The sequence below is a fragment of the Candidatus Corynebacterium faecigallinarum genome (assembly GCF_052264515.1).
Lineage (GTDB): Bacteria > Actinomycetota > Actinomycetes > Mycobacteriales > Mycobacteriaceae > Corynebacterium > Corynebacterium faecigallinarum.
This window is the reverse complement of sequence record NZ_JBQQOC010000011.1, coordinates 32,622-48,607: the sequence shown is the minus strand read 5'-3', so window position 1 is coordinate 48,607 and position 15,986 is coordinate 32,622. Positions and strand designations below refer to the sequence as shown.

General features: G+C 68.2%; 12 protein-coding genes. 3 read left to right on the top strand and 9 right to left on the bottom strand.

Annotated features, from left to right (window positions below):
• Positions 1 to 8: 8 nt before the first annotated feature.
• The 3 genes from ACTXPP_RS07600 to ACTXPP_RS07590 are packed head-to-tail and all read right to left on the bottom strand — an operon-like array spanning position 9 to position 5,449.
• Positions 9 to 2,120: an Hsp70 family protein gene (locus ACTXPP_RS07600; protein ID WP_443341587.1), complete on the bottom strand. Its 2,112-nt coding sequence runs from the start codon at positions 2,118 to 2,120 to the stop codon at positions 9 to 11.
• Positions 2,121 to 2,168: 48 nt separating this feature from the next.
• The gene (locus tag ACTXPP_RS07595; protein WP_443341586.1) at positions 2,169 to 3,638 is read right to left on the bottom strand and encodes a dynamin family protein; all 1,470 of its coding nucleotides are present in this window, start codon (positions 3,636 to 3,638) and stop codon (positions 2,169 to 2,171) included.
• Positions 3,638 to 5,449 carry a dynamin family protein gene (locus ACTXPP_RS07590; protein WP_301494333.1) on the bottom strand — a complete coding sequence of 604 codons (1,812 nt, stop codon included), beginning with the start codon at positions 5,447 to 5,449 and terminating at the stop codon, positions 3,638 to 3,640. The genes ACTXPP_RS07595 and ACTXPP_RS07590 overlap by 1 nt, the downstream gene beginning before the upstream one ends.
• Positions 5,450 to 5,816: 367 nt before the next feature.
• Here ACTXPP_RS07590 and ACTXPP_RS07585 point away from each other — a divergent pair, with 367 nt between their 5' ends.
• On the top strand, positions 5,817 to 7,055 hold the full coding sequence (locus ACTXPP_RS07585; protein ID WP_443341585.1) for a hypothetical protein: 1,239 nt from the start codon (positions 5,817 to 5,819) through the stop codon (positions 7,053 to 7,055).
• 105 nt (positions 7,056 to 7,160) lie between these two features.
• Here ACTXPP_RS07585 and ACTXPP_RS07580 read toward each other — a convergent pair whose 3' ends face one another.
• Positions 7,161 to 10,655, bottom strand: coding sequence for a translation initiation factor IF-2 N-terminal domain-containing protein (locus ACTXPP_RS07580; RefSeq protein ID WP_301494336.1), 3,495 nt, complete (start codon positions 10,653 to 10,655; stop codon positions 7,161 to 7,163).
• Positions 10,656 to 10,935: 280 nt separating this feature from the next.
• Between ACTXPP_RS07580 and ACTXPP_RS07575 the strand changes: the two genes are divergently transcribed.
• Positions 10,936 to 11,739 (top strand): hypothetical protein, encoded by an 804-nt coding sequence (locus tag ACTXPP_RS07575; RefSeq protein ID WP_301494338.1) that lies wholly within the window; start codon positions 10,936 to 10,938, stop codon positions 11,737 to 11,739.
• Here the strand turns inward: ACTXPP_RS07575 and ndk are convergent.
• Together ndk and ACTXPP_RS07565 are read right to left on the bottom strand one after the other, a co-directional pair.
• Complete coding sequence (ndk, locus tag ACTXPP_RS07570; RefSeq protein WP_301494339.1) at positions 11,736 to 12,146, bottom strand: nucleoside-diphosphate kinase; 411 nt, start codon at positions 12,144 to 12,146, stop codon at positions 11,736 to 11,738. The genes ACTXPP_RS07575 and ndk overlap by 4 nt on opposite strands.
• A gap of 51 nt (positions 12,147 to 12,197) precedes the next feature.
• Positions 12,198 to 12,875, bottom strand: a complete 678-nt coding sequence (locus ACTXPP_RS07565) for a YoaK family protein (RefSeq protein WP_301494341.1) — start codon at positions 12,873 to 12,875, stop codon at positions 12,198 to 12,200.
• A gap of 106 nt (positions 12,876 to 12,981) precedes the next feature.
• On the opposite strand from ACTXPP_RS07565, the gene ACTXPP_RS07560 reads away from it, so the two are divergent.
• Positions 12,982 to 13,341: a GNAT family N-acetyltransferase gene (locus ACTXPP_RS07560; RefSeq protein ID WP_301494343.1), complete on the top strand. Its 360-nt coding sequence runs from the start codon at positions 12,982 to 12,984 to the stop codon at positions 13,339 to 13,341.
• Between the two features lie 42 nt (positions 13,342 to 13,383).
• Here the strand turns inward: ACTXPP_RS07560 and ACTXPP_RS07555 are convergent, their stop codons facing one another.
• Genes ACTXPP_RS07555 through folC form a run of 3 tightly spaced genes read right to left on the bottom strand, consistent with a single transcriptional unit; the run spans position 13,384 to position 15,979 of the window.
• A complete protein-coding gene (locus tag ACTXPP_RS07555) occupies positions 13,384 to 13,836 on the bottom strand; it encodes a DUF4233 domain-containing protein (protein WP_301494345.1) in 453 nt (150 codons plus the stop codon).
• Positions 13,833 to 14,420: an LOG family protein gene (locus ACTXPP_RS07550; protein WP_443341582.1), complete on the bottom strand. Its 588-nt coding sequence runs from the start codon at positions 14,418 to 14,420 to the stop codon at positions 13,833 to 13,835. Before ACTXPP_RS07550 ends, ACTXPP_RS07555 begins: the two co-directional genes overlap by 4 nt.
• Positions 14,417 to 15,979 carry a bifunctional tetrahydrofolate synthase/dihydrofolate synthase gene (gene folC / locus ACTXPP_RS07545; RefSeq protein ID WP_443341645.1) on the bottom strand — a complete coding sequence of 521 codons (1,563 nt, stop codon included), beginning with the start codon at positions 15,977 to 15,979 and terminating at the stop codon, positions 14,417 to 14,419. Before folC ends, ACTXPP_RS07550 begins: the two co-directional genes overlap by 4 nt.
• Positions 15,980 to 15,986 lie beyond the last annotated feature (7 nt).

Below are 15,986 nucleotides of genomic sequence, written 5' to 3'. Positions count from 1 at the left end.
ACCGGGCTCTAGATGAAGCCGTAGTAGCTGAGGTACTCCTCGGCCTCCGACTGCTCGTCACCGGTGGCCATCAGGAAGTGGACCAGCAGCTCCTCGTCGGGATACCAGACCACAGCACGGTTGGCCAGGGCACCTTCCGTTTCGATGTAGTAGACCTCCCCGTCACCAGAATCAACCTCGGTCAACGTGACATCATCGGAGGCTTCCAGGGTATCCATGATCTCCACGGCATCGTCCCCGCCGTACAGGGACGGGGAGAGAGGTGTCTTGTCGGAATGCACCGGGTTCTCCGACTCACTGTCGATCGTGCAGTACCGCGCGGCATATGTAGCGTCGCCGGACCAGGGGAAGCCAAACTCGGCGACATCGGAGTTGTCCACAGCGCACCGTGCGACCCGCTCGGTAAAGTCCTCGGGGAGGTAGGCATCTGACCCGGGGATCATCTCGGTGACCGGCAGGTACGGTCCCGAGGTCTCGCTCGCGGAGAGGAAGGGACCGTCGGATCCGGCGGTGGTGCCGTTGTCGGTGTCGTTGTCGGTGTCGTTGTCCGGCTCCGCGGGATCGGGGGACGCTGCGGTGGTCTGGTTCCCGCCGCCTCCGCCATTGCCGCCGTCGTTCTCGTCGTCGTCACCGCCGGAGAGTCCGGTGCTCCAGGCGAGGATGCCGCCGCCGACCAGCAGCGCAACCACTCCCGCGCCGATCGCCAGCGGAAGCTTCGAGCCGCCGGACTTTCCGGTGTTGTTGGTGTTGCCGGAGCTGAGGCTGGACGGGGTCGGCGCAGTCTGCTGCTGCGGAGCGGGCGCCTCAGCGGGCGGGACGTCCTGCTGCGCGCGGGGAGGCTGCTGGTCGAAGGGCGAGGTGCCCGTGTCCCCCGACGCGGGTGCTGCGCCCCACGCCGAGCCGGCAGCCGCACCGGCCGCGCCGGCCGCCCCAGCTCCGGCGGCCCCTGCCGCTGCAGCACCGAAGGGGTTCGAACTGTCGCCGCCCTGCGGGCGTCCTGCCCCACCCGCAGCACCGGCAGCGGGCGCGGAGAAGCCGCGCATCGTCGCCACCAACGCACCGCGGGCGACGACGGTTTTCGGGTCGTCCAGGCGCACCACCCGGCCGACCTGGGCCAGCTGCTCGTGAACATAAGGAATACGGGAGGAGCCACCGGTGAGGTAGATGCCCGTCGACTCCCCCTCCACACCGGCCTCGCGCAGCACCGCCTGGGTCATCTCGCGGGCCCGCTCGATCGGCTGCGCGATGATCTCGTTGAACTGCGCGCGGGTGATCAGCACATCGCGGTCGCCCGAAGGCGTGGAGATGGTGATCGTGGCCGAGGAGGTGTCGGAGAGCATCTCCTTGGCCTGCCGGATGTTCTCCTCCATCGCGTTCATCACCGACACCGGCGCCGAACGCAGGGAGTCCGCCAGATCCGGGTCGTCGTGCTCGACCTGCTCGATGAGCCACCGGTAGACGAGGTTGTCGATGGTGCGTCCACCCAGGCTGTTGTCACCACGGGCGGCGACCACCCGGTAGTCGCCGGACGCCTCCGCCCGCAGCACCGCAACGTCCAACGTGCCGCCACCGAAGTCATACACCGCGACATGGTCACCGGGCGCCACGTTCTGCTGCGCGACGTAGTGGATCGCCGCCGCCCGCGGCTCGGAGATCACCCGCACGTCCACGTCCCGGGCCCAGTCCTGGGCACGGGCGGCGTCGACCAGGTTGCCCAGGGCGTGGGCCGACCACTGCTCCGGATGGGTCAGCGTGACCGACGCCGGTGCGGTGCCGGCGTGCTGCTCGACGGCACGCTGCACGACAGAGTTCAGTACCGCGCCGATGACCTGCCGGGCCTCGATGTCGTCACCGCCGAGCTGGACCGTCTCGTGGTCGATGAAGCGCTTCGGTGAGAGGATCAGCCGCAGCGGGTCACGGCGTCCGGCGTGCAGCGCGGTGTCACCGGTGAGGACGGTGGACCCGCCCGTGTCGTTGCCGTCCACGTAGACCGCCGACGGAATGAGGTTGGAGCGATGGGTCAGCGCGAGTGTCTCCACGGAACCACTGCCCGGCGCGGTGTGTGCCGCGGCCGAGTTGCTGGTTCCGAAGTCGATCGCCAGGTGCCATGCTTCAGACATTGGGGCGGGGGTCCTTTCTCCAGGGACGTCTGTCGGGGTTTATCGGGGTTATTGTGCGTTGGTGCTGGTTGTCCAGAGTGCCTGGTACAGCACGATCAGCCGTTCGCGGGCATCGTCCTCCGCGGAGGACAACGGTGCCATCGCCAGCTGACGCAGCAGTTCCAGGGAGCTGCGGAGTTCGGTGAGAAACTCCCCTTCCCCGGTGCCGGGGTCCAGCCCCAGCTTCTCAGGGGCGGTGCGTCCCTGCAGTGCATGGCGCAGACGGGGGATCAGCTGGGAGTCCGGGGTGCCGGCGACGGTGTCCCGGAAACTGCGGTAGAGCAGCACCGTGTTCATCACCGGCTGGGACAGCAGGACCGACTGCACCCAGCGGACGTGTTCGCGGAACTCCGGGCGTCCGGCCAGGCTGTCGAGTGTCTCCACGAAACGCACCGCCCGTTGCAGCACGGCGAAGTGCGCCATCTCCCCGGTGATCGCCGTGGACAGGCGTTCGATGCCGGACACCTGCAGCATCCAGTGCATCAGCCCCACACTGCCGGACTCCGCGGCGACGGTGCGGCCGTAGTAGACGCCGTACTCGCCGAGGGTGTCCAGCAGATTGTCGCGGGACGCTGCGGTCAGCCCGGGCACGACGCCGGAGGGGTCCGGCAGTTCGACGGCGTCGATGAGCTGATCGCGCGTCAGCCCCGCCAGGGGGCGCAGGGCGCGTGCGGTGTCCTCGTTCACCCGGCCGGTCAGGGCGGATTCGGCGAGCAGACCGGACAGCGGCATCACGGTGGAGACGGTGCCGCCGAGCAGGTCGGCGATGCGTCCGGCGTACTCTCCGGCGTGGTCGATGGGGTCGCGCGTCCCGAACGCCCCGGCGCCGAAGGAGTCGGCGCGGGAGATGACACCGACGGTGGTCAGTGGGGTCATGTTCAGCTCGGTGAGCAGCTCGCGTTCATCGGCCCGGGGTGCGGAGTCCGACAGGAAGACCACGCAGTCGGCCCAGGCACTCGCCCGGCGGGTATCGCGGCTGCCCTCCACCAGGATGCTGCGGGTGCGCTGCTCATTCTCCACGGTGAGGGTGGCCGTACCCGGGGTGTCGATGACGCCGAGGGCGTCCAGCCGGGAGACGGGCACGAACTGGCGGATGTAGTCCACCTCGTCGAGGGGACGGCCCAGGTGCTTCAGCGGGCGGCCCGCCAGGGCGACCGTGTCGACGCGTCCGTCCGAACCGTGGATCTCGGCGCGCGCCGGTGCGCCCTGTTCGTGGATGCTCACCGCCATGGTGCACTCCAGGGACCCGGTGGCGGCGATGTCGGTCTCGGTCAGGGCGTTGACCAGGGTGGACTTGCCGGACTTCAGCCGGCCGATCACCGCGACACGGGGCGGGCGGTCGATCATGTCGCGCAGCTCCGCGGCCTTCTCCCCCAGGCCCTCCCCGCCGGTGGCCAGGGCGTCGATGCTCTGCACCAGCAGCTGCTGCAGCGCCCGGGTCTGTTCGGCGAAGGCGTCCGTTCCCGCTGTCGCTGTCATCACGCCTCCCCCTCCTGGTTGAGCCGGCCCAGGTGTGCGTTGATCTCGTCGATGGTGGCGGCCACGATCTTCTCGTTCTTGGTGAGTCGCTCGATGCTCTGCTTACGTTCGGATTCGGAGGTGCGCGCGGCATCCTTGGCCTTCTGCATCCGCTCCTGCACCTCTTTCTGACGTTGGCGGATGTGCGCCCGGTAGCGCAGCACCATCTCGGTGCGTGCCGCGGTGACCATGGTGTCCATCAGCCGGACGGTGGCCGTGCGGGTGGTCTGGTGGGTTTCACGCAGCCAGGTGACCAGCTGCTGTTTGCCGGTGCGCATCGCCCGGTAGGCCATGTTCACGCCGATCCAGACACCGCCGGCCAGCGGCGCCAGCGGGATGACCATGGTCAGCATGCTGGCGCCGATGAAACCCATCGACAGCATCGTCGGGTCGGCCAGGTCCTTGGTCTTCTTGCCGACCTCGCGGCCCTTGATCTCGTCCGGGGCGACCGACTGCAGTGCCGCGCCGACGACCAGGCCGGTGAGTTCCTCGTTGCCGTCGAAGAGTTCCGCCGCCCGCTCCCGCAGTCCCTCGATGAGCTGGGCCAGGGTGTCCTGCATCGCGGCGTTGAGTTCGGCCTCGATCTGGCTGGTGAACACCTGCGGTTTCGAGCGCAGGACGCGCATGCCCTCGCTGTTGATGCGTTGTGTCCAGGTGTCGACCAGGGCCTGCAGGCGGGCGTCCAGCTCGTCGTTGATCCGGGAGCGGGCGAAGGAGATGTCCCGGGCGAGCAGTTGTTCCCACTCGGCGGCGTGTTCGCGCAGGGTCTCCAGTTCCTGTTGTTCCTGCTCGAGGGCGACGACACCTTCCGAGGGTTCGTTGAACACCCTGATGTCCTCGGCGATGGTCGTCCTGATCGAGGTCAGTGTGGCGACGACCTTCTCCAGTGCCCGTCGCAGACCCATGGTCTCCGGTGCGTCCAACGCCCGTCGGATGGTGTCGCGCAGCTCCACGATGCCGCTGCGGGCGGCGATCTCCCCGGCGCGTTGCGGGTCGGGTTCGTCGACGGCGTCGAGGGCGCGCAGGCTGGACACCCCGATGACGGGGACGTCGACCCCGAGGTGTTCGCGGATCAGGCGGCGGTCGTCGGCGACGATGTCGGCCCAGCGGCGCAGGTTCTTGTCGGTCTTGGTCACCACGACGATCACCGCCCCGACCTGCTCACGGGCCTCGGCGAGGATCTCCATCTCGGGTTTCGTGATGGGTGTGGACGCATCGCACACCACCAGCAGCACCCCGGCACGGTGTGCCTCGCTGAAGGCCGCACTGACGGCGTGCTCGTCGAGGCCGCCGACGCCCGGGGTGTCGACCAGCGTGGTGCCGGTCAGCGCCGGGTAGTCCAGGTCGATGGTGGCGGCGGTGGCCGGGTCCTCGTCGGGCCCGAGTTCGGTGGCGGCGAGGCCGTCGACGGTGACCCAGTCACGCAGTTCGGCGGCGGCCACCGGGGTGCGCTGTCCACCACGGACGAGGTTGACGACCGGTTCCCCGCCGATGTCGCCGGCACCGTGGCTGCTCACCCGGATCGGGGCGGAGGTGCTGGTGAGGACGTCGACCGGCAGCAGGTCGCGGCGTCCGATGAGGGCGTTGACCAGAGATGACTTACCGCGTTTGATCTCACCGACGACGACCACGTTCCCGGCGTGGAAGGAGGCGTCGACCATGGTTTCCGCGGCGGTGGCGGCGGTGTCGTAGCCGTACTTCCTGGCGATCGCCGTGGCGCGCTCCAGCGACTGGCGTGCGGTACGCGTCGCGGGGGACGCAGCTGTGTCCATGAACTCGGTCCTTGTCGGTCCGTGCCGGTCCTTGCGGAGCGCACGCGGTGTGCTCGGGGTCAGGTACGGTTCCACATCCTACGTAGTTTTCAGGAGGGTCACCCTGGAACCGGACGAAAACCCTGGCTGCCACAGGTGCTGCACAGGGCGCGGAGATGCAGGTTTGTTCGCCGAAAACATGCGCGCGTTATAGACCTGTGGAACCTTGATGAGGGTAGTGCAAAATTTTTCTTCACTTCGCGGGAACCTTTACGCCCGCCGCGGGATTACATGTACGACAGGACGGACAACGTCAGGTCAGGCAACCAAGGAACTGCACACCATCCCCGCTCGACAGCGAGCCCGGGGGCAGAGGAAAGGAACAGCAATGTCCGGCGAGAACTCCAACCAGAACACCCAGAACGCACAGCAGGGCACCACGCCCGACAGCTTCACCCTGAACGTCAACGGCGAGGAGGTCGAGGGCCGCGTGATGGGCGGCGTCGACACCAACGGTGACGGCAAGGCCGACACCTTCCGGGTCGACCTCGACGGCGACGGCTACGGCGAGACCCAGATCACCGACCGCGACGGCGACGGTGTCGCAGAGCGCGTCGAGATCGACACCGACGGCGACGGCGTGGTCAACGTGGTCCTGGAGGACACCAACCGGGACGGCAAGCTGGACCGCGGTGCCGCGGACCCCAACAACGACGGCAAGCTGGACACCGTCGTCCGCGACACCGACCACGACGGCAACATCAACGTCGTCGAGGTCGACACCGACGGTGACGGGACCGCTGACGTGCGGATCTCCGACCACGACGGCGACGGTGTGGTCGACTCGGTCAGCTACGACACCGACGGTGACGGCCAGTCCGACTACCACGAGTACGACCACGACGGCGACGGTGTCGTCGACTCCACCAGCGGAACCGGAACCCCGACCCAGGCGCAGCGGGACATCGCGAACGAGGCCTCCGGCGGAGTGGCAGGGACCGCTGCCGGTGCCGGCGCCGCTGACGCCGGTGCAGCCCCTGATGCTGGTGCCGGTGCCGCGTCTGCCGACGAGCAGGACGCAGAGCAGGACGCAGAGCAGGACGCACCGGCGGAGGCTCCCGCCGAGGACGCCGCTGAGGAGGACGCTGCACCCGAGGAGGAGGCTGCGGATGCGACCGGTTCCGACCAGGCGTCCCGCGAACCCGCGGCCGACGCGACCCCCAGCGCCGGGTCCATCGACGAGGGCGAGGGACGCTACCAGGTCGACCTCGACGGTGACGGCTACGGCGATGCGATCGTCGCCGACCACAACAACGACAACCGCGTCGACGAGATCGGCATCGACACCGACGGCGACAACCGGGTCGACACGATCTTCGTCGACAAGGACGGCGATGGTCAGGCCGACATCCAGCTGAAGGACACCGACGGTGACGGCCGCATCGACACCGCCCTGATCGACACCGACGGTGACGGCTACGGCGACGTGCAGCTGCGGGACACCGACGGCGACGGTGTGTGGGACCAGGAGACCGAGGTCACCACCCACAACCAGGCCCCAGAGATGCCCGACGCCGACTTCAACGACCTCAGCGGAGACGCTGACAGCTCCACCGACATGGTCTGATTCTGGCTGATCCTGGCTGACTCTCCAGACGCCGACGGCGCCTCCCGGTTCATCGGGAGGCGCCGTCGGTGTATTCAGGACGCATCGTCCGGGCGCGTCGTTCTCCTAGCTGGAGGACGGGCGGACGACCTTCCGGCGGCCGCGGCGACCACGGCCACCACGGCCCTGGCGACCATCACCACTGTGTCCCTGGGGCTCATCCTTCGACGCGGGCTCGGCCTCGGTCACAGCCTCGGTCACGGTCTCATCCTGCGCCGGCTTCCGGGAGTTGCGTGCCGTCCCGGACGTAGCGGCGTCCACGACCTCGGCGACACCCTCGGCATCGGCGTCGAGGCCGAAGTCCTCCGGGGACGGGGCGACGTCGGACCGCGAGTTGCCACGGACTTTGCGACGACGACGCGGTGAGCGGTCGAACTCCTGGCGGGCCTGCCGGAACTGCGACAGTGCGTCGGTCGGCTCGGCGGACTCAGCAGGCTCAGCAGGCTCGGCGACCTCGGCCTGGACCGGTTCGGTCTCCGGGGCCGACTCAGCCTCGGCCTCTGCCTCGGGCCCTGCCTCAACCTCCGGCTCGGGGGTCTCGGTGACGCGTCGGACGACCCGGCGGCCGCGGCGGTCACGACGGACCGAGGTGGCGACCGGAGCGGACTCCGGCTCAACCTCGGACTCCTCCGCGGGCTTTGCCTCGGACTGTGCCTCGGGGGCCTCAGGCGCCTCGGCAACGTAGTCGTCGACGTAGTCGGCACCCGAGGGCTCCTCCGGGTCGACCTCGTCGGCGTAGGAGATCGCCCGGGCGATGGTCGCCTCGAGGTCCTCGGACACTCCCCCGTCCACGGCGGAGTCGACTGCAGCAGCAGGCTCCTCGGCCTGTGCCTTCGCCGCGACCGGGGCAGCCTCGGGCTCAGCGGCCGGTGCGTCCTGCTGGCGACCGCGACGGACCACCCGGCGGCGCACGCGGCGCGGACGGTCCTGCTCAGCGTCGGCAACGGATGCAGCAGAAGCAACAGCCTCGGCGGACTCCGGGTTCTCCGCGGACGGCACGACACCGGTCGTCGCCGGGGTCTCCTCCAGCTCAGTGACCGTGTTCTCCTCCATCATCTGCTCATAGCGACGACGGATCTCCTGCTCGTGACGGGCCTGCTTCAGCCCTTCACGATCGGCCTGGCTGTGGTGGTCGCGGTGGCGGGAACGCCGACCGCCCTTACCACCGCCGTGACCGTCGCTGTGACCGTCACCATGGCCGTCATCGTCGCGGCCGTCAGCCGCAGCGTCGGTGTCGTGCTCGACCGGGTCAGCGTGAACGACCAGACCACGGCCGGCGCAGGCCTCACACTCGGTGGAGTAGGTCTCCAACAGGCCCACCCCCAGACGCTTACGGGTCATCTGCACCAGGCCAAGGCTGGTGACCTCGGACACCTGGTGCTTGGTGCGGTCGCTGACCAGGAACTCCTCGAGACGGCGCAGCACCAGGTCCTGGTTCTCCTCCAGCACCATGTCGATGAAGTCGACGACGATCATCCCGCCCATGTCGCGTAGGCGCATCTGCCGGACGATCTCCTCGGCGGCCTCCAGGTTGTTCTTGGTGACCGTCTCCTCCAGGTTGCCGCCGGAACCGACGAAACTTCCGGTGTTGACGTCGATGACCGTCATCGCCTCGGTCTTGTCGATGATCAGGTAACCGCCCGACGGCAGCCACACCTTCTGGCTCAGTGCGGCGGTGAGCTGGTCGTCCAACTCATAGGCGGCGAAAGCGTCCTGCCCGTCGTGGGCGCTACGGTCCCAGGTCACGACCTTGTCGACCAGGTCCGGGGCCATGCGCTTGATGTAGTTCACCACGGTGCGGGTGGAGGCCTCACCGTCGACGACGAGTTCGTTGAAGTCCTCGTTGAACATGTCACGGACGATCTTGACCAGGAGGTTCGGCTCCTCGTACATCGTCACCGGCGTCGCGCCCTTCTTCTCGCGCTCAGTCTCCTCGCGCTCGGTGATGTCGATCCAGCGGCGGTGCAGCCGGTCGACGTCCTCGGCGATCTTCTCCTCGCTCACCCCCTCGGCGGCGGTGCGGATGATGGTGCCGCCACCGTCGGGGACGACGCGCTGCAGGATGCCCTTGAGACGCTTACGCTCAGCCTCCGGCAGCTTGCGGGAGATTCCCTGGGTCTTTCCGCCCGGCAGGTACACCAGGTAGCGACCGGCGAAGCTGACCCGGTTGGTCAGTCGTGCGCCCTTGTGTCCCAGCGGGTCCTTGATCACCTGGACCAGCACCTGGTCGCCCTGCTTGAGGGCGGATTCAATGCGGCGGGACCGGCCACGGATGTGCTCGGAACGCCAGTCGACCTCGCTGGCGTAGAGCACGGCGTTGCGCCCGGTGCCGATGTCGATGAACGCGGCCTCCATGCTGGCCAGGACGTTCTGCACCCGGCCGAGGTAGATGTTGCCGATGGTGGAGGTCTGGGTCTCGCTGGTCACGAAGTGCTCGACGAGCAGGCCGTCCTCCACGACGCCGACCTGGGTGACCGTGCCGGGGTGGTCGGAGCGCCGGGAATCGCGCACCACCATGGAGCGGTAGATGTTCTCGCGGCGGGCAATGAACTCGGCACGGGAGATCGCCCGGTGCTTCTCATTGCCCTGGGCCTCACGCCAGCGACGCTTCGACTCCAGCCGGGTCGAGCCCTTCAGCTTCACCGGCTCGTCGACGACGCGGACATCCTTCTCCTTGTCCTTGTCCCTGTCCTTCTCCTTGCCGCCGAGCGTCGGGGGCTTCGGTTCGGCGTTGGCCGCCTCCTGCTGGTGGGTGTCGGCAGTGGTGTCGACCGAATCACTCTGGTGGCTGCGTCCCCGACCCCGACCGCGACTGCCCCGGCGACGGCGGGAACCATCGTTCACAGAGGAATCGGCGGCATCGGTGGCGTCGACGGAATCAGTCCCGTTACTGCCGGTGCCGCCAGCGCTACCCGTGTCGGACGCACCGTTGGTGCCGTTGGTGCCGTTGGTGCCGTTGGCACCGTTCGCTTCGTTGTTGGCGCGCTGGCGGCGCTGGGCCCGCTCCTGGTCCTTCTCGCGGCGCAGTTCCTCGGCACCGGCGGCTGCACTGCGCGAACCGACCCGACGGACGACCCGGCGGCGGGAGACCGGACGCTGCTTTTGGACGGGTTCGACGGCCGGCTCCTGGGTCTCCGGCTCCGCCGGTTCAGGTTCCACTGCGTCCACTGTGTCCGCCGGTTCAGGCGTCTGCGCCTCGCCGTTCCCCGAGCGCGTGGTCCGACGACGGCGGGACCGCCGCGACCGGGACGCCGGAGCGTCCTGTACCGCAGCGTCCTGTGCCTCGTCCTCTGCGGCGGCGGGCACACCGGCGCTGTTGAGCTGGGCGAGGAACGCCTCGACATCCGGCTTCGGCAGCGTCGAGGTGGCGCGTTTGTTCTCGATGCCGTTGTCGGCGAGCACCGTGATCAGATCGGCGCTGGTCATCCCCAGAGCCTTGGCGAGGGCGTGGACCCTGACCTTCTCCCCCATCTCCCCCATCGCATTGTTCTGCACCGCGGCTGCTGCCGCGGCCAGATCCTGCACCGCAGTATTGTCGGTGGTATCGGCTGAATTCGCCACTGTTCTCCTAGGTGTCGTCGCAGCGGTGACCCTTCTCGCACGCGGAACACCGGTGCACGACGGGCGCTGTGATCGCAGCCTCACATCGTGTCCACCGGCCGCGGAGGGGGCGACCTGCCAGACGATTTAGTTATGTGTATGAGTTGTCTTCAGATGCACGGCGCGCCAGACGTCGATCTACGGGCGCTGCTCGGTACATCCACCATTGTTGCACACCGACACCACTTCCTGCGCCATCACCGTCCACCAAATGTGACTTTCACTGCTAAACTGAGAAGTTATGAGCGACCCTCTCCGCCACCTCCGCACCCTCCCCCAGAACACCAGGCTCTCCAGCCCCTCACGGCTGCTCTTCACCGCACTCTTCGCGGTGATCGTCGGCCTCTTCGCCTCACCCGTCGCCGAAACCTGGCTCCTCCTTCCCTTCACCGTCGTTCTCGCCACCGCCGCGGTGGTCATCTCGCTGCGCCAACGCCGCGACGGACTGCGCCCCAACGACTACGCGCCGATGCGTCCGGACTCCGAGACCCCGCGGATCCTCGGCGGCACGAAGTCACCGGAGAGTCCCGAGACCCCGGACGAGAAGCGGCAGCGCTACATCACCTATGCCGCACCCGTCATCTATTTCCTGGTGATCGCCGGCGGATGGATCCCGGTGGAGATCGGCGGCTGGTTCTGGGCCGGTCTCGTGACGATCGCCGTCTTCAGCGTGTGCTGGAAGTACTTCAACCTGGTCGACATGGTCCCCCTGAAATACGTCCCCCTGGAGAAGGTCTTCGCCACCGAAGAAGACTGGACCCCGGTCGACGACGCCGAGGCCGTCGCCGCCACCCTCTACGCCCTGCAGGCCGTCCCGCACGGCCGACAGGTCCGGTTGGACGTCCTGCTCGATGCGGTCCGCCCACTCGGGGTGGACGGCCCGGGCTTCCGGGCGGCACTCGACACCCTCACCGCCCGTGGCCAGACGGTCACCCTGCGGGACCGAAAGCCCAATGACACGGTGCTGACCTGGGTGGCACTGACGGGAAACGGCCGCGACACGGTGTGTACCGGTGTCGCGGCCGTGGGGGCCCGGATGGACTAGAGGTTCGGGAACCAGATGCCGATCTCCCGCTCGGCGGACTCGACGGAGTCGGAGCCGTGGACGACGTTCTCGCCGACGGAGGTGGCGAAGTCGCCGCGGATGGAGCCCGGGGTGGCCTTGGAGACCGGGTCGGTGCCGCCGGCGATCTGACGCCAGGCGTCGATGGCACGGTCGCCCTCGACGATGCCGGCGACCAGCGGTGCGGAGGTGACGAAGTCGACGAGGTCACCGAAGAACGGCTTGTCGGCGTGCTCGGCGTAGTGCTTCTCGGCGGTCTCGCGGTCGGCGACACGCAGGTCCAGGGCTGCCAGGGTCAGGCCCTTACGCTCGATGCGGGCGATGATCTCGCCGACGATGCCACGTGCGACACCGTCCGGCTTGATGAGGATGAGAGTGCGTTCAGTCATGCCGGTCAGCATACCGAATACCATGGCCACCGCATGACAGCGGGAGGCCCATCACAAGGGAAGACCCCGACGACGGCGACGCTCCCGGACGACCTGGTTGCCGACCGCCAGCGCGACGACGAAGGCGGCCAGCGGATACACCGCCAGAAGTTCGATGTTCACGAACGCCACGGCACCCACCACGGCGCCGGCCGACAGGCACAGCGCCATGAGCAGTGGGTACACCCAGGCAGCGGTGCGTCCGCCGAAGAAGGAGTCCACGAACCGCTGGCCGGCCTTTACCAGAGTTCCGGTCACGTACGTCACCGCCACACTGACTTCCCCGTCCCGCTCGAACACCGAGTTCATCGCCCCGATGCCCAATGACAGCAGCAGCAGGCAGGCCCATTCCAGGCCGACGGCAAGCAGGAGCGCACTGATGCTGAACAGTGTCGCCACGAGGATCATCACCGCTTCGCGGGCGCGGTACTTGCCCAGCTTGAAGGTCGAGAACCGTTGGACGAACGCGCCCAGGATGACCCCGGCCATGAACAGTCCGATGCACTGCCCGGCCAGCAACATCAGTTCGGCGTCCCCCTCGACGAAGGACACCGCGAACCGGGTGCTGTTGCCCGACATGAACGACAGGAACACTCCGCCGTAGAACATGAAGCCAATCGAGTCGACGTATCCAGCCACCGCGGCCAGCGACATCGCGAGTGCCCGTTCCCCGGGCCGGTAGTTCAACATAGACACAGGATTCTAGCGGGCCGAGCTGCTTCACAGGAACGTTTGCACGTGGAACAATTGGCGTAGTATCGAGCACGGCCCCGAGATGTACCTAAGGAGACTGGCAATGGCAGAATTAACCGACAAGACAGGCGCGCCCGTCGAAGTCCGGGTGACGGACAAGGGCAACGCCTATGCCGTCTACCTCGCCGCCGACGGCACCCGGCTGGGGGCGGCGTATTTCGTGGACCGTGGTGACCAGCGCATCTTCCACCACACGCTGGTCGGTGACGAGTACGCCGGGCGTGGACTCGGCAGCATCCTGGTCGGGGCCGCACTGGAGGACACCCGCGCCCAGGGGCTGACGGTCGTGCCGTCCTGCCAGTTCGTCGCCTCCTGGATCGAGAAGAAGGGCTACGACGGCCCGGTCAGTTCCCCCACCGAGGACGCCGACGAGTACGTGCTGCAGCACGCCGGCGAGGCCTGACTCAGACCACCCCCGGAAACACCCCCTCCGGGGTATCCGGGGTCAGGCGTCTTTCTGGTCCTGCGCGTCCTTCACATTCTGGAAGTGCTGGGCCGGCAGCAGGCCCTTGTCCATGCGGGACTTCACGTTGCTGCGCAGGTGGTAGGTGTACCACCAGGCGAGGATGAACAGGATGGCCACGAAGAACATGGTGGGGTGCACGATGCCACCGATGACGGCGAGTACCTGCAGGCCGATGTTCATCTTGTCCGCCCACGGCTTGAACTGCAGGAACGACGCAATCACCATGAGCACGCCGAGGCCACCGACGTAGCCCAGGTTGAACGGGGTGGCGTAGGAGCCCTCGTCGATGACGCCGATCACGGTCAGCACCAACAGGACGGTGATGGCCTCCATCAGCATGATCCCGGCCATCATGCCCTTGAGCCCCTTGAAGGGGTCGACCTCCATCTCGTGCGGGGTACCCAGCGGGGTGGAGGAATTCATGTCACTCATGAGGTCCACTTTGCCGCAGCAGGTACCCAGCAGTCCAATGCACCGGTCAGCTCCGCGGGGTCGGTCAGGTGGATCAACCGGTCGCGGTGCTCGGCGGCGAAGAAGCCACGCTCCACCATCCGGTCGATCATCTCCAGCATCGGCGCCCAGTAGTCCTCGACGTCGATGAGGGCGACGGGCTTACGGTGGATGCCCAGCACCTGGGCGGTCCACACCTCGAAGAACTCCTCCAGGGTGCCGATGCCACCGGGAAGGGTGACCATGGCGTCGGCCAGATCGGCAATGCGCTGCTTGCGCTCGGTCATGGTGTCCACAACCTCCAGGCTGGTCAGCCCGGTGTGACGGATCTCCCTGTCGAGCAGTGCCTGGGTGATGACTCCGTGGACCTCCATCCCCGCCTCCAGGGCGGTGTCGGCGGCCACGCCCATCAACCCCACCGAGCCGCCGCCGTAGACCAGGGAATGGCCGGACGCGGCGAGGGTGCGCACCACCGACACGGTCATCTCCCGGTATGCGGGGCTGTCACCGTGGGCCGAACCGAGGTACAGCGCGATGCGCTTGCCGGTCCCGGTTCCCTCGCTCACGCCGGGTCCTTACCGAACAGGGCGCGGGCCTCGCCGGCGGTGACGACCGAGCCGGTGACCAGCACGCCGGCACCGGAGACCTGGGTGTCGCCGAAACCGCCGTCGTCCTCGGCGAGTTGGACGGCCAGTTCCACAGCCCCGGGGAGGTTGACGGCGACGTGCACGCGTTCCTCGCCGAAGGCGTCACGGGCGTACTCGGCGAGCACCTCCACGTCGACCGCCCGCGGGGAGGTGTTCTGGGTGATGACAACCTCGTCGAGTACCGGCTCCAGGGCTGCGAGGATGCCGCGGGCGTCCTTGTCGCCGAGCACTCCGACGACACCGACCAGGCGGCGGAAGGAGAAGTCCCGGTCGACGGCCTCGGCCAGTGCTTTCGCCCCGTGCGGGTTGTGGGAGGCGTCGATGAACACGCTCGGGGTGGCGCGCACCCGTTCCAGGCGTCCCGGGGAGGTGACCTGGGAGAAGCCCCGTCGGACGGTCTCCTCGTCGAGCATGCGTCCGGCACCGGCGCCGAAGAAGGCCTCCACCGCGGCCAGGGCGGTCGCGGCGTTGCGCGCCTGGTGGGCACCGGAGAGCGGCAGGAAGATGTCGGTGTAGGTGCCACCGAGTCCACGCAGGGTCAGGGTCTGCCCGCCGACGGCGACGGTGGACTCCACGACCCCGAACTCGGAGCCGGCCCGGGCGACGGCGGAGTCCGCCGCCACGGCCTGTTTCAGCACGACCTCGAGGGCCTCGGGCTCCTGTTCGGCGACGATGGTGACGTTGTCCGGCGGGGTGAGCAGGTCATCGGCGTCCCAACGCTGCTTGATGATCCCGGCCTTCTCCCCGGCGATCTCGGCGAGGGTGTCGCCGAGGTAGTCGGTGTGGTCCATGCCGATCGGGGTGATCACAGCGACATCGGCGTCGATGACGTTCGTGGCGTCCCACCGGCCACCCAGGCCGACCTCGACGACGGCGACGTCGACGGGGGCGTCGGCGAAGGCGGCGTAGGCCATGGCGACGAGGATCTCGAACTTGCTCATCGCCGGGCCACCCTCGGCCTGGGACTTCGCGTCGACCATCTCCACGAAGGGCTGGATCTCGCGCCAGGTGGCGACGTAGTCCGCCGGGTGGATGGGGGCACCGTCGATGGCGATGCGTTCGGTGGCCAGCTGCAGGTGCGGGCTGGTGGTGCGTCCGGTGCGCCGGTGGAAGGCGCGCAGCAGGGACTCCACCATGCGCACCACCGAGGTTTTGCCGTTGGTGCCGGCGACGTGGATGGCCTGGTAGTTGCGCTGCGGGCTGCCGAGCAGGTCCATGAGCCACTCGATGCGGTCCAGGGTCGGGTCGATCTTGGTCTCCGGCCAGCGCTCGTTGAGCTCGGCCTCGACCTGGGCCAGGGCGGCGAGGTCCTGTTGTGTGACCGGACGGTGCACCGGGGCGGCATCGCCATCACCGTCGGCGCCGTTGGCACGGTCGTGGGCCTTGGTGTTCTCCGGGGAGTTCAGGTCGATCGGCAGGTCCAGGCCGGACGCCCCGAGGGTGGCTTCGCCGAAGCCGGGCTCGATCCCGGGCTCCATCTCCGGC

Coding starts and splice junctions, on each gene's coding strand:
- ACTXPP_RS07560 (WP_301494343.1), top strand. CDS start 12,982: ATGGCAGAATTAACCGACAAGACAGGCGCGCCCGTCGAAGTCCGGGTG.
- ACTXPP_RS07555 (WP_301494345.1), bottom strand. CDS start 13,836: ATGAGTGACATGAATTCCTCCACCCCGCTGGGTACCCCGCACGAGATG.
- ACTXPP_RS07590 (WP_301494333.1), bottom strand. CDS start 5,449: ATGGACACAGCTGCGTCCCCCGCGACGCGTACCGCACGCCAGTCGCTG.
- ndk (WP_301494339.1), bottom strand. CDS start 12,146: ATGACTGAACGCACTCTCATCCTCATCAAGCCGGACGGTGTCGCACGT.
- ACTXPP_RS07585 (WP_443341585.1), top strand. CDS start 5,817: ATGTCCGGCGAGAACTCCAACCAGAACACCCAGAACGCACAGCAGGGC.
- folC (WP_443341645.1), bottom strand. CDS start 15,979: ATGGAGCCCGGGATCGAGCCCGGCTTCGGCGAAGCCACCCTCGGGGCG.
- ACTXPP_RS07595 (WP_443341586.1), bottom strand. CDS start 3,638: ATGACAGCGACAGCGGGAACGGACGCCTTCGCCGAACAGACCCGGGCG.
- ACTXPP_RS07575 (WP_301494338.1), top strand. CDS start 10,936: ATGAGCGACCCTCTCCGCCACCTCCGCACCCTCCCCCAGAACACCAGG.
- ACTXPP_RS07565 (WP_301494341.1), bottom strand. CDS start 12,875: ATGTTGAACTACCGGCCCGGGGAACGGGCACTCGCGATGTCGCTGGCC.
- ACTXPP_RS07600 (WP_443341587.1), bottom strand. CDS start 2,120: ATGTCTGAAGCATGGCACCTGGCGATCGACTTCGGAACCAGCAACTCG.